Genomic DNA, 12,556 nt, shown 5'->3' with positions numbered 1-12,556 from the left:
GAGTTCACGCGTGTATCGTTCCCATTGAGGCCGATGTAGCAGTGAAAGCACGCGGCAACATTGCCCTCAAGGTCATCAGAAGAACTCGAAGCATGTGACTGCCCCGCGCCGATCGTTTAGGCGAACGATGGCGCTACTGCATCACCTTAGATGGTCCCCGAGCGCTCTGTTAGGCTGGGAACCTTGGGAGATAACAATTGTTCGATTCAGCAGCACCAGTTGCGCCGCAGCTTTCCATGCGCCGCCGACACCTCAGCTTGGCTGCCGTGGTTTTGTTCTCAGGTGTCACGCTGATCGCCTCGGGGTTTGCCTTTGTTAGTTTGCGCCGAGCAGAGCTAGAGCTCTTCATCGCAAGCCGTGCTCCCGCCCTTGGAAAATCGGCGGAGACCGTGATCTCCGCGCTGCTGGACCGCGTCCAGTTGCGATCCGCACGGTCGGCCCTTGGCCTCCCAAAACTGGAGCGGCGCACAAGCCAGGTCGAGACCTACGCCTACCTGAAGGATGAGGGGGCTAGGCTTGTTGTGACCCACATCGAGCCGGGCTCATCGCCTGTCAAGTTGAGAGTCGGCGACCAGGTTGTTCTCAACGGTCGCGTCAATTCCGACGAGGCTGGGGTCTATCGGTGGACCGCTCAAGATCCGACCGGCCTGATGGTTTGCGTCAAACAAAGTGATATCGAGTTGATCTGCGGCATCACGTCATTGCACAACATCATCGGCGCCATCACCAGCTCAACACCGCTGATTTCAGACTATGAACTGTACGGGCCTGGGAACGATCTTTTGGAGCGATCCGCCCAGTTCGATTTGTCTGCATCGGATTTCAACGCGAGCACCAAGATCCGCATCGGTGCCGATATTTTCGTGCTCACCATTCAGGCTGGCGAGCGAGCCAAGAGCGCATTCGCCATCGCCTTGGGTTACTGGTTTTCCAGCCTCGCAGCCCTTTTTCTAGTCGCCGTCACCTGGCTGATTCAAAGGCACCATCGCGCCTCTCTTAGCCAGCTCGCCCTGACCGATGAGATCGGGCGTACCAAAGACTCACGTAAGTCGCTCATGCTCTCGTCTATGCGCAACATCGCCGAGAGCACCGGCACGTTACTCTGGTTTGTCTCCGACGACGGGAAATTCGAACTGTTTGGCCCTTGGCAGGACGTTGCTGGCATTCACGGAACCAGCGTGGACTTTGATGAGGTTGTGGCCAACATCTCAGACAAAGAGACCGTCAGCGAGACGCTGAAGAACGCGATCAAAAGTCGTTCCCACTGGAATCGTGTGATTGTCCGCGACATCGACGGTGAGCGCCTCACCTTTCAAAGCACTGCTTCACCACTCTACGATGGAGAAGGTGGATTTCTCGGGTTTACGGGCGTATCACTCAATATCACCGATGCCCTGAAAACTCAGTCAAAGGTGATCTCGGCTGAAGCATTTCGTGCATCCCAGACTACCTACCTGCAGCATTTGTCGAGAGAAATCATCGGTCCAGCGCTCCATGTAAGAGAAGCCATTGCGGTGCTCCAAGATATGGCCACCAAGACGGTCGATCCTGAGGAGAGGCGCCTCTATGACCTGGCCGCAACAGAGTCCAAGAAACTCTCGGACGTTGTCCGCCGTGCCATCGAGCTCATGACTTTGCGTGGGAGTACGGTTAAGGATTCTGTGATTCCACTTTCACTGGACTCGATGGTGCGCGACGCCATCAAGTCAGCAGAGGACGGGGCTGGATCCGCGGGCCAGGTCCACCTCGATCCAATCCCTCCGGAGATCACCGTCCTGGCCAATGAGAAGTCATCGGCGCGAATGCTGGAGATCCTTCTACAGAATGCTATTCGATACTCCGGCCCTTCCGGTCAAGTGAAGGTCAGGGCAGTTATTGGCCGGAACTCGTTCTCCCTCGACATCATCGACAATGGGCCTGGCGTCTCTGAGGAGGAAATGAGACTTCTTGGTGAACCATTTTTTAGAGGTCAATCGTCCGTGCAGAAGCCCGGCCAAGGCCTTGGAATTCCTATTGCTCTTGAGCTGGCGAGTCGCACCAAGGCCACGATTCAGTTTCGGAATGCGCCTGGTCCGGCCGAGTCCGGTCTGATGGTCGTTATCGTCTTTCCCAAAGCGTAGAGTCCAGACGAACATGGGCTGCGAGCACTGCTCCATATTTTCGACTTCAGCATTCAGCATCGATGGCCAGCGAAATTACTCAGACCACGAACTCACTCTTCGATTGGGAGGGAATGCCGGAGCTGGCCTTCATCAGCCTGGTCAAGTCCGAGGAGTTCAATCGCACCAGCACCTCATCGAGTCCGATGAAGGCTGGCCAGAAGGTGCGAGACAACTCGGTCGAGGTCTACCAGACCATGTTCTCAAAGTTCCTCGGCCACTTGGACAGCATGAGCACATCGCTCATGGCCACGGAGCCGCGGCATATCGGCGCCTTTGTCGAAGGGGCGCTTCGAAACACCACGAGGGAGACTGCCTGGCGGTATATCCGGCTGCTCGAGCGCGTGTTCCTGCACCTGGTGGCCAACGAGCTGCTGCAGCGCAACCCAGTAACCGACTGGGTCCACATGAAGATCGACTCAGGGGAGTCACCCAAGGTCGGGCGGACTCAGGCTCCTCCTGACTTCATTGATGAAGCTACGGTTTGGCGCCTGCAGGACTGGCTGTACTCAAAGGGCAGGGCGGAGATTGCGTCGGGCAACTGGCGCGTCGCCAGGGATCTCACTTTGTGCTCGATCAGCCTTGGGTCAGGACTTCGGTGCGCTGAGCTGCTGCTTCTGACCAGGGAGCGCGTCAAGCACTTTCCAGGTAGCAGCGCGCAAGATCGATTCGAGTTCAGCATTCCAAAGAGCTGCACCGTCCCAACCTCAAGAGAGCACAGCTCCTACGCGAGTGAGGCCTCCGTCGACTTGATGGAGATGTGGTGGTCCAGGAGATGGACTGGGTTTTCCCGGAATGGAATCGCGGCCGCCGGCGTAGCGCTGCCCGCTGGCGACCTGGTCTTTCCGGCCACGTTGAGTGGCAAGGAACTCGACTCAACGACGGTGTATCGCAACCTCAAGAACCTTTCCAAGGAAGCGATGAGCTGCGGGATCCTCACAGACGAGACCAAATGGGTCCTTTGCCGCGGCGCTCAAGGACTTCGTCGCGCCTTCGCGCTCACGGAAATCAAAGCAGGATCCTCGGACCACCTGCTGCAGTACAGACTGGGGCTTTGGAATCAAAGATCGGTACGCCGCTACAAAGAGCAGCTGAAGCTTGAAAACGGTCAGGGTCAGATCGACTTCATCATGCGGCAAGCGCAATGAAGTCAGTACACAATGTAGTCACTTCACTACCTTGTGAGCCAGCCTAAGCCAGCAACAGGCGCTTCAGCCTCGATGCCCAGACGCCATGAATTCATATCACAGAGGCGTGAATTCACGACGCAAAGGCTTCAAACCACTAAAAATCACCACGGCACATGCCATCGCGTGGTCAGTTTTAGCGTTTTGACATCTCCATCCGGGACATTCGCCTCGAAGCCCGAGCCAGGCAATTGCCCTTGGACTTGATGAATTACGCTGTGTATGTTATATTTACTACGCAACGGAATCATTCATGAGCGACCTAAATTCAAGCCTTGCCTCCGCAACGCCACAACCCGCAGAGGGGCCGATCAAGGCCGACGGCGGCTTTGACTTCGGCCGGTATCAGTTCCGCTACCTGCGGGCGAAGAAGGATCCCTGGGGTCACTTTGAAGGTCCGGCTCACAACCCGAGCCAGACCCACTCCCAGACCATCTTCGAGCTTTCGACCATGATCGAAAATGGCCGCAAGGCTGGTTGGCGACTGATCCTCGGTCGACTGGCCCTCTGGGTGCTCATCTGATCCGCACGCAATTCACGACCAGGCGCCTCACGGCGCCTTTCTCACCTCTGGGGCGCTATGAGGCACTACGAACTTGACGATGGGAAGCTCGAGCTGCTGCTCGAGCAATGCAGGCAGGCTGGCAAGGTGCTGTGTGGGGTTGATGAGGCCGGCCGCGGCGCCCTGGCCGGGCCCGTTGTCGCGGCCGCCGTGTCCCTCCACGGCCCAGTCCCAGCTGGCCTCACTGACTCGAAGGCGCTCACTTCGAAGCGTCGAGAGTCCCTCTTCGCAGCCCTTCAGGGATGCGCCCACATCGGTGTCGGCATCATCGGCCCCGACGTGATCGACCAAGTCAACATCCTGCAGGCGAATTTCATGGCCATGCAGGAAGCCCTGCGGCAGCTGCATTCCAAGATGGCTGGCCAGGCCATCAATTTCGTCATCGTTGACGGAAATTACCTGACCGATCCGTTCTCTCAGGATTGCGAGGCGATTGGCGCCACCGCCCGCACGCTGGTGAAGGGCGACGCGAGGGTCGCGGCGATCTCGGCCGCCTCGGTGATCGCGAAGGTAACTCGCGACCGTATCATGGCCGACATGGAGACTACTTACCCAGGATACGGTTTCGCCAAGAGCGCCGGCTACGGCAGTCCGGCTCACATGGCCAGGCTTGCCGAATTCGGGCCGTGCCCGGCCCACCGACGCTCATTTGCACCGGTGGCCACGGCACTTCGGACCGGAGTCGCCGCATGCATTTGAGGGACTACTTCGATCTGACCAAAGCCGAGGACCGGCAGCTCCTGCAGCTCGAGAAGCAAATGCGCGAGGCCTCGGCCTGGCTGGATGAGCCGGCCATCTTCCAGCTGCCGCACCCGGGTCGCGTGCTCGCCTCGCCGAGCACCGCGCCGGCCATGACCATGATGACCCTGGCGGAACCCAAGAACCAGAGCAAGGTCACGGCCTGGCTGGACAAGGGCCTGGCCACCATCGACATCTTCAAGGGCCTGGACGATCTGGACGACAAGCGCATCCACATCTTCCATGCACTGCACCGCGGCACAGCCGAGGCCACCGGTGGCTTCGGCGCCGGCACCGCCGGGCCCATGGTTCAAGCACTGCGCTTCCAACAGTGCGGCGGCCGGATCTACAGCTTCAGCAACGAGCTCGTGCAGCTGCTGGGCAAGACCAAGATCGGCACCGAGGTTCCGATTTCGGAGCTCAAGCTGCCGAGTCCGAACATCTACATCGAGCTGGGCACGGATCGAAACGCTGCGCCGATGAACCTGGAGCACGCCCAGTCCGGCTTTCACCCGCTGGAAGGCGCATACGTTTCGGCCGTGGTCGACGGCGAAGGCCGCCAGGTGCTGGAGATCACCCTCACGGGATCCCCGGTCGGTCGCGACGACGTGATGGACGACGTGGTCGAGTGGGCCGCGATGAAGTGCGACGATGGCGTGAGCATAGAAGCGGCCCTGACCGTTGCGTACACCCAGCCGGCCCATGACTCCCTGGAGCAGTCTGGCTACTTCGACGATCAGGAGAAGCTGCACGGCCAGGCGCGCGCCGCATCCCCACAGCTTGAGCTGCTGGCCAAGTGCATTCTGTTCCTGGGCCTGCCCGAGGCGATGAAGAAGGAGTTTCTTGAGCGCACCGAGGCCAAGAAGGTGCTGCTGCGAGCCCAGTCTGGTGCTCACAAGCGCAAGGCCGGCCGAACCGTGGCCAGAAGCTACGACCGAATCATGGTCGACGCGCCGCCGGCGCCTGCCACCTCGAGCACGGTGACCGATGGCGAGCACAGGACGGTCAAGACGCATTGGCGAGACGGCCACTTCCGCCATCAGCGCCATGGGCCTGGACTCTCTCTGACCAAAGTGATTTGGATGCGGCCGATGCTCATCAATGCGGACGCGATAGCCGCCTCCTGAGGTCGGGGCAAAAAGAAAGGGCCAGCTGCTGCGAAGCGCTGGCCCTTTTAGTCACGGGTGACGAATCAAGCGGCTTGCTGAACACCCGCCTGGTTGGCCGACACCGGCTTGCGCAAGAGCACTGGACGCCATTGCCCCGACGTCTTGCTCGAGTCTTGCATCTGGATTGCCAGGGTGGCTTTGGGCTGGATCCACTTCAACAGCTCCTTGGTCATGCCCATCTTCGAGACGGCCTGCTGATCGAATTCGCTGGCGATACCGAGGACAACCTTCGTCGCCAGGGACGCGATGAAGTCCTTGGGAAGCTCGGGCGTCTGATTTGCGGCGATGACGGCAACGCCGAACTTGCGAGCCTCCCGGGCCAGCACGCTGAGCATGTCCTCACCGTCTTCGTCGGCGTAAAGGTGAGCCTCGTCGACGACGATGATGTCTCGGAGGCCCGTGCATTCGCCACGTTCGACGGCCTCGTTGTAGAGCTCGCGCAGCCGGAACAGCACAAAGAGTCGCTTCTCTTCCCGCTCGAGAGCGCGAATCCTATAGCGCCAGACACGCGAATAGCTATCGAACGGCGGCGGCTCGCTCTTGAAGATGCCCGATGCGCGCAGCGACTCCAGACGGTCGATCACAGACTTGAAGTCAGCCTTGTCGTACTTGAGGATGTTCTCGACCTCGTCGCCTGTGCGCACTGCTTCCAGGTAGCGACCATAGGCCTCCATCGCCTTGCCTGCAGCGCGCTCCTTGGCCGAACTGCTGCTCTCCAGGTCATCGGGCCTGTTGACGCCGCCAGCCTTGAGCTGCAGGAGCTCCTGCTTGTAGTGCGCGCGTGAAGCCTTGACAAAGGCCTCGAGCGCCGTCACCGCTGCCTGATCGCTTCCCATGAAGGCGATCATCATTTGGCGCTTGGCGTAGAGGATGACGTCGTCGAGCGACGGGTGCATTCGACCAGCTGTCGCAGGAAACCAGCGCGTGATTGCGCCGGTGTACTCATTCTCGCGAATCCACCAGCAGCCGGTCTCATACCCAGGCGCCCGCATATTGCGATCCCAGGTCACGTTGGCCACGGACTTGGCCTCTTCTTTCTCCTCGAACGGAATCGACAGGTACAAACGCCCATCAGAGCCATCCGAAAGAAAGTGCGCTTGAGCCGGGTCCACGTGCCATGTGCGCGGGTCATCTGGGTTGAAGCCGCGGGCACGGTAGACATCCAAAAGCAGGTTACGCAACAACGGCTGCTGACGCGCACCCAAGTTGCCAGTGACCTTGTTGACGGTTCGCAGGAAGGCGTTGATGCACTTGTTCACGCCACCAAAATGAGGATCCGAGCCAACTTCGAGTGGGTTCAGCCCATAAGGAGTCGACTGGGAGAAGATGACCTCGCTGGCGCCAGGAATGTCCAAGTCGTCATGCACGTCGAAGATATGGACGCGTGCCTCGTCACTGCCTTCTTGGAAGGCGCTAAGGAACCGTCGCAGCTGGTGGGTCTTGCCGGCTCCAGGTCGGCCAATGAACAGCGTGTGACCGTTCTGCAGCAGCGACGAGTCCCATATGATGTTGACGTCCTGGCCCTTCTGATAAGAGACAGAGCATTTTCCGAAGTACGCCTTCATGCAAGGGACTCCGTTGCCACAACTTGGCCAGACGTCACAGCGTTAATCGAGCGATGCTTCTGCACAGGAATTCGACATTCAATAGGTAGGCTATCGCATTGCGACGGTGTATTGCATACATTATACACGTTCGACAGCACTGGTCAAGACGCGTCGAATGTGTTCATGTAAGCGGTTTCTGTCGCCGCCCTGGCTGAATACTTGACCGTGCCATAGCTATCTATGTTGGTCGCTCGAAGCAGAGGAGGGGATTAGGTCGAGGACCCGAAATCCATCAGTTGTCAGGGCTCGCTTAAGCCACTCTGGCTGAAGTCCCTGACCGTCCCAGGTTTCCCCGGTAACCGGGTGAACGTACTTTGGACACGAGTCCTTGCAAGCCCCCGTCGACGTCAAAGCTGGTGATGGGATTCGACCCAGCTCAGCAGACTCGATCCCCCAATACTCCATTATGGTTTCGACCTGGTGAAGCGCGATCTGCTGCTCTCGGCTGAGGTGGCGATTCATGGCCGGTCGGAATCATAGTGCAGTGTTGATGGACATATTTGAACGGCAACGCATCTGATATTGCAACGGCCAGACTGATTTCTGAACTCAAAGCCTCCCACTGCACTGAGCACCGACTCTTGATCTTCTGGCGAGCGTCGTCTAATCTACTCATGCAGGCTCGGCTTTAACAGCTGATGCCACAGGTCGCGTCGGCCAGGCAGCCCGGGATGGGCCCAAAAAATGTCGCCTGCGCCGGCTGACGAACACGAAACACCCACCTCCCCCAAAATCGGCATTTATTGCCATCAGATTACTGTAATAATCTGATGGCAATAAATTGTCGTCAAAACGGCTTGTAGGCGCCGGCCTTGGATTTTTTCGAGGCCTGACAACAACTTGTGTTCACTCAACTTTGAACTGTCCGCGGCCGAGCTGGCGCGCGGCGACCGGTCGGAGGCCATTTGGTGGCAAATCGAACTTCCCAGCCCTCCATGCACATTCGCCAGCTCGGCCTGCATCACTTCGCCTACCTGAGGGCGATTGGCGAGGGCCTGGACATGCAGGAGGCGGCCAAGCGGTACCTGGGGCTCGAGCACGGGCATTCGACGCGAACGGTGCACCGCCAGGTCGTCGACAAGCTTCGAGCCTTGGCGCGCCGTCGAGGCGACAAGCACTGGCGTCTGATCGGCCTGGCCATCCGGTCCGGTGCCAGCGCCCAGCAGCGCCCGGATCTCTATGACTGGGCCGCCGAGCAAGGCCTCGATGGCTGGCGCCACGAAGAACTGATGGAGATGTACCAGGAGGCGTTTCCGCCAGATCGCAAGGAAACGCGCAACGTCAGGCTTCGTGAGCGGCAGATGGAACTGCTGAAATCGCTGCAGGACGTCGCAGCTCAGCCGCCCAAGCCAACCGACTTGATAGAGGGTTGGTTCGACGACGCCACAAGCCAGCGCCTGAAGCAATCAGGGCTCCTGATGATCGGCGAGCTCCGCAAGGTCATCGCCCGCGGCGGCCGCTGGTGGTCGGGAATCCCAGCAATCGGGCAAGGCAAGGCCGAGCGGATTGAAAAGTACCTGGTCGCCATGTGCGGCGAGCCCGTCAGGTCGATGGATCAGATGCGAATCGCCGAGGCGACGAAGCAGCTCACCACCCTTCCACGGGCCCCAGAAACCGTGCCCATGGAGATTCTGCCATCACCACCCTCCCCTTTGCCAGCTCGCCATCAGCCGGCCCCCCTGGACGGCAGTTCGGGGCCAAATAGAGCCCTGGCCACAGCCTCGGGCTCTACCGCGCGAAACGACAAAGAAGCAATTGAGGCCTGGATAGCCGCGCGCGTGGGCAGTGAGGAGACGGCCAAATCGTACCGCCGCGAGACCGAGCGACTGCTGCTATGGTGCATTTCGGAGCGAAAAAAGGCACTTTCCTCCATGAACCTAGATGATTGCCTCGCCTACATGGCATTTTTGGAGCGCATCCCACCGGCGTGGATATCCCGCCGCGGCGTTGACCGGTTTGAGGAGGGCTGGGCGCCCTTTTCCCGGCAGCTGAGCTTTGATAGCCGTCGGCAGGCGATTGTGGTCATCTCCGCATTCTTTGCCTGGGCCGTCAAGGCGAGCTACCTTGTGGCCAACCCCTGGGTGTTGGTCAACCGCAAGACAGGCGACGATGCTACGAAAAGCATCCTGGCATCGCGGGCGTTCACTGAAGACGCGTGGACGGCAGTCCGGTCCTTTCTCGACCAGGCCGAACCCTCCCCTGCCCGCTCGAGGACGATTTTCATCATGGACTTCGGCGAGGCCACTGGCTTGAGAGCTTCCGAGCTCGTGGGCACCAAGCTGGACTCCTTCAAGCCATTCAAGGCGCGATGGGCGCTGCAGGTCCACGGCAAGGGATCGAAGAATCGCGTCATCGCTGTTCCTAAACAGGCCCAGGCAGCCCTTGAGCGCTACCTGGATGCCAGAGGCCTTCCGCAGCTTGGTGAATGTCCTGAAGGCACACCCTTGGTTTCCAGTGTCCTAGATCCCATGGAGCCGGTTACCTACCGCCCGCTGTACGAATCCACGAAGGCGTGGTTTCGGAAGGCGATCATGGCCTCGGGCCTCTCGGCGATGGAGCGCGCAACTGCCTACAAGGCTTCATTGCACTGGCTCAGGCACACGTGCGGCACCCGGGCGCTGGAACGCGGCGCCAGCCTGGCCATGGTTCAGGAGCAGCTCGGTCACGCTGACCCGCGTATGACAATGCAGTATTCCAAGACTCAACTCGAGAAGCTCATGGATGGCATGGACGCCGTCTTCGATGAATGAATGCTCACCCGGGCCATCCACCCGGGCTCTATTCTTGAATAGTAGAGCGGTGTACAATGTATCTTATGTGCTGCGTCTTTCGCGGCCCCAGTGATATCCCAGAGGAATTTTCGAATGTTCAACCGGCAGTTCATGGACCTGGTCAGACACCAGCTGATCCGTGTATTGGCAAAGCAAGCGCGCTCAGCCAGGGATCAAAAGCCAAGCGAGCCGGCGCTCCGCTACACGGAGGAGGATGTTGCTGTTTTCGTCGACCTCCAGAACCTTCATTACTTCCTCAAGGAAAACTGCCGGGTTGCGGCCACCCAGGTTCATATTCCCAATTTACTTCGCGACTTCGCTGCGGTGCATCGCATGGATCTCCGTGAGATTCATGTGGTGACAGGAATTCACGATCCCCGCCGCGAACCTCAAAAGCACGAGGCAATGGTCAAGCGCTTGCGCTGGCTCGAGCGCAACGGTGTGAAGGTGACCGCCCTCCCCTTGTCCTACTACAAGGATCACTCCACGCAAGAAGTTCGCGTGCAAGAAAAGGGTGTCGACGTACGCATTGCCAGCGAGATCCTGAGAGCTGTCAATGACGGCCTGACCCGCGCAATTGTTGCCTCGCAAGATAAGGACATTGGCGAGGCCTTGGTTGTCGCCCAGGATATGGCTCGCGAGCGTGGCAGGAAGTTCACGGCCTTCACAATGGCTCTTGAGGACACCACCTGGGAGCACAACGGCAAGTGCGGCATGAACGGCCTTCGAGGAACTGTCCGACTTCCCATTGGCGTCGACCTGGTGAAGCGCCACGTCCGACCGGACCGAGCTCCCGCTGAGCGGGAGCAGCGCAGCGATCTGGCCAGCAGTGGGGTGCAGAACCAGCAATCGGCAGGCGCATGAGTCGCCCGCCCTCCCCTCCCCCGTTGCCGGGGAGCTTCGCCATGCGCAGACATCGCTTCATGGAGTCGAGTGACTTCAATGGCGCGGCGCAGTACATCTACGAAATCCTGGTCAAGGAAGGCTCGTCGCCAGAGCGGGTGACCCCGCGTTTCATATTGTTGGACGTCGACGAGAGCACTCCGGGTGAGATTCTCACATCCTACGACGTGCCACACCTTCGGCATGACGTGGCGGACATCATCATGAATCACGGCGGAGGAAATGCTGGAATGGCCGCGGCGTTCCAGTATCTGCTTGGCCGGCCGAGCAACTCGTCAGCGCTCGCCTGCTTCGTTTGCAGCGCGGCTCGAGGTGGACTCACTGCCTTGCGTCAGGTGGCGATCAGAGTGGACATTGCATCGACGGACACCCTTGCGCGGGCCATCTTTCAGGCTGAGCGAGTTCAGGGTGGGCCGGTAATTGCCTACAACCCTCCAAGGATTCGGCTCCACCACGCATGGGCTACCGGGTAAAGCCTGGCGCTCCGCCCTCCCCTACCATTTCGTATCCGGAGACAATGAAGCCATGGTGACCTCCAAGCAAATGCACCGCCTAGCGACCAATCCTCGGGACTTGATTCGCTTCCAAACGACTGGTCGGCTTCCTCAGGGGGTCAAGCCCGACTCCCCCTTGATTCGATTGCTGGAGAGCATTGCCCCGGCATCAAGGATGCTGATTCAGGGCGTCGTCGTCGACGGCACTCTAGGGTACCAAGGAAGCCGCACCTTCGCCAACGCCGAGCAGGCGCTGCGCTGGATCAAGCCATCGGCAGAGGTCTTCGGATCCTTCCCGGCTGAGTCATGGCAGATCAAGGCATTCACGAATGAGCTCGATCTGCAGGCCTTGTTGAACAAGGCCACCGGCCACCCAGAGGTTGTTCACCGAATCGGCAAGGCCCCGGAAAGGGTGTCCGCAGCCAAGAGGCCGCGCCCCTAACCGCCCTCCATTCTGCGCTGGGTATCGAGCCGATTCCGCGCCAGGCCCACCGTCCTGCTGGCCTCCACCAGCCATCGTTCCTAGTAGGAACGACGATCTGAGCGCACCTCGGATTCGCTTCAGTCAGATGAATTCGGAGGATCGTTCCTAGTAGGAACGACTGCTCGCTCTGCGCTCTCGGGTGCGCCGGGACCACTGCCCTCATTGCATCGACCACCTATCGTTCCTAGTAGGAACGATGGTTTGAACGCACCTCGGAATCGTTTTAGTCAGCGTGATTCGAGGGGTCGTTCCTAGTAGGAACGATGGCGCACTCTGCTCTCTCAGGTGGCCTGGCCAACCGTCCTCTTGGCATCCACCAGTCATCGTTCCTAGTAGGAACGACGGTCTGAACCCACTTCGGATTCGCTTCAGCCAGCGTGAAATCTGGGATCGTTCCTAGTAGGAACGATGGTGCATTCTGCTCTCTCGGGTGCGCCTGGCCAACCGTCCTCTTGGCATCCGCCAGTCATCGCTCCTAGTAG

11 protein-coding genes are annotated in these 12,556 nt (G+C 59.5%); 9 read left to right on the top strand and 2 right to left on the bottom strand.

Features of this window, described 5'->3' with window-relative positions; all coding sequences use genetic code 11:
- Positions 1 to 197 precede the first annotated feature (197 nt).
- The 5 genes from WG898_RS18695 (at position 198) to WG898_RS18675 (ending at position 5,773) form a co-directional block, all read left to right on the top strand.
- Entirely contained in the window at positions 198 to 2,120 is a 1,923-nt protein-coding gene (locus WG898_RS18695; protein WP_339604292.1) for a PAS domain-containing sensor histidine kinase, read from the top strand.
- A 62-nt stretch (positions 2,121 to 2,182) separates the two neighbouring features.
- Positions 2,183 to 3,307 (top strand): site-specific integrase, encoded by a 1,125-nt coding sequence (locus WG898_RS18690; RefSeq protein ID WP_339604291.1) that lies wholly within the window; start codon positions 2,183 to 2,185, stop codon positions 3,305 to 3,307.
- 292 nt (positions 3,308 to 3,599) lie between these two features.
- Positions 3,600 to 3,869 carry a hypothetical protein gene (locus WG898_RS18685; protein ID WP_339604290.1) on the top strand — a complete coding sequence of 90 codons (270 nt, stop codon included), beginning with the start codon at positions 3,600 to 3,602 and terminating at the stop codon, positions 3,867 to 3,869.
- A gap of 57 nt (positions 3,870 to 3,926) precedes the next feature.
- Complete coding sequence (rnhB, locus tag WG898_RS18680; RefSeq protein ID WP_339604289.1) at positions 3,927 to 4,607, top strand: ribonuclease HII; 681 nt, start codon at positions 3,927 to 3,929, stop codon at positions 4,605 to 4,607.
- Positions 4,598 to 5,773, top strand: coding sequence for an AcrVA2 family anti-CRISPR protein (locus WG898_RS18675; protein ID WP_339604288.1), 1,176 nt, complete (start codon positions 4,598 to 4,600; stop codon positions 5,771 to 5,773). Before rnhB ends, WG898_RS18675 begins: the two co-directional genes overlap by 10 nt.
- A 65-nt stretch (positions 5,774 to 5,838) precedes the next feature.
- On the opposite strand, the gene WG898_RS18670 is transcribed toward WG898_RS18675, so the two are convergent.
- Both WG898_RS18670 and WG898_RS25310 read right to left on the bottom strand, forming a co-directional pair.
- Positions 5,839 to 7,380, bottom strand: coding sequence for a DUF5710 domain-containing protein (locus tag WG898_RS18670; RefSeq protein ID WP_339604287.1), 1,542 nt, complete (start codon positions 7,378 to 7,380; stop codon positions 5,839 to 5,841).
- A gap of 216 nt (positions 7,381 to 7,596) precedes the next feature.
- Positions 7,597 to 7,827 carry an H-NS histone family protein gene (locus tag WG898_RS25310; RefSeq protein ID WP_444718972.1) on the bottom strand — a complete coding sequence of 77 codons (231 nt, stop codon included), beginning with the start codon at positions 7,825 to 7,827 and terminating at the stop codon, positions 7,597 to 7,599.
- A 530-nt stretch (positions 7,828 to 8,357) separates the two neighbouring features.
- On the opposite strand from WG898_RS25310, the gene WG898_RS18665 reads away from it, so the two are divergent.
- The 4 genes from WG898_RS18665 (at position 8,358) to WG898_RS18650 (ending at position 12,032) form a co-directional block, all read left to right on the top strand.
- Entirely contained in the window at positions 8,358 to 10,172 is a 1,815-nt protein-coding gene (locus WG898_RS18665; RefSeq protein WP_339604286.1) for a site-specific integrase, read from the top strand.
- Positions 10,173 to 10,286: 114 nt separating this feature from the next.
- Positions 10,287 to 11,057 carry an NYN domain-containing protein gene (locus WG898_RS18660; protein ID WP_339604285.1) on the top strand — a complete coding sequence of 257 codons (771 nt, stop codon included), beginning with the start codon at positions 10,287 to 10,289 and terminating at the stop codon, positions 11,055 to 11,057.
- A 41-nt stretch (positions 11,058 to 11,098) separates the two neighbouring features.
- The gene (locus WG898_RS18655; RefSeq protein ID WP_339604284.1) at positions 11,099 to 11,569 is read left to right on the top strand and encodes a hypothetical protein; all 471 of its coding nucleotides are present in this window, start codon (positions 11,099 to 11,101) and stop codon (positions 11,567 to 11,569) included.
- Between the two features lie 52 nt (positions 11,570 to 11,621).
- Complete coding sequence (locus tag WG898_RS18650; protein WP_339604283.1) at positions 11,622 to 12,032, top strand: hypothetical protein; 411 nt, start codon at positions 11,622 to 11,624, stop codon at positions 12,030 to 12,032.
- The last annotated feature ends 524 nt before the right edge of the window (positions 12,033 to 12,556 follow it).

The organism is Paucibacter soli, from assembly GCF_037482845.1.
Lineage (GTDB): Bacteria > Pseudomonadota > Gammaproteobacteria > Burkholderiales > Burkholderiaceae_C > Paucibacter_B > Paucibacter_B soli.
Note: the sequence above shows the minus strand (reverse complement) of the source record. Positions and strands in the feature narration are given on the sequence as shown.

Excerpts from the sequence above, each read along its gene's own strand:
- WG898_RS18690 (WP_339604291.1), top strand. The coding sequence starts at position 2,183 with ATGGCCAGCGAAATTACTCAGACCACGAACTCACTCTTCGATTGGGAG.
- WG898_RS18650 (WP_339604283.1), top strand. The coding sequence starts at position 11,622 with ATGGTGACCTCCAAGCAAATGCACCGCCTAGCGACCAATCCTCGGGAC.
- WG898_RS18685 (WP_339604290.1), top strand. The coding sequence starts at position 3,600 with ATGAGCGACCTAAATTCAAGCCTTGCCTCCGCAACGCCACAACCCGCA.
- WG898_RS18670 (WP_339604287.1), bottom strand. The coding sequence starts at position 7,380 with ATGAAGGCGTACTTCGGAAAATGCTCTGTCTCTTATCAGAAGGGCCAG.
- WG898_RS18655 (WP_339604284.1), top strand. The coding sequence starts at position 11,099 with ATGCGCAGACATCGCTTCATGGAGTCGAGTGACTTCAATGGCGCGGCG.
- WG898_RS18665 (WP_339604286.1), top strand. The coding sequence starts at position 8,358 with ATGCACATTCGCCAGCTCGGCCTGCATCACTTCGCCTACCTGAGGGCG.
- rnhB (WP_339604289.1), top strand. The coding sequence starts at position 3,927 with ATGAGGCACTACGAACTTGACGATGGGAAGCTCGAGCTGCTGCTCGAG.
- WG898_RS25310 (WP_444718972.1), bottom strand. The coding sequence starts at position 7,827 with ATGGAGTATTGGGGGATCGAGTCTGCTGAGCTGGGTCGAATCCCATCA.
- WG898_RS18660 (WP_339604285.1), top strand. The coding sequence starts at position 10,287 with ATGTTCAACCGGCAGTTCATGGACCTGGTCAGACACCAGCTGATCCGT.
- WG898_RS18675 (WP_339604288.1), top strand. The coding sequence starts at position 4,598 with ATGCATTTGAGGGACTACTTCGATCTGACCAAAGCCGAGGACCGGCAG.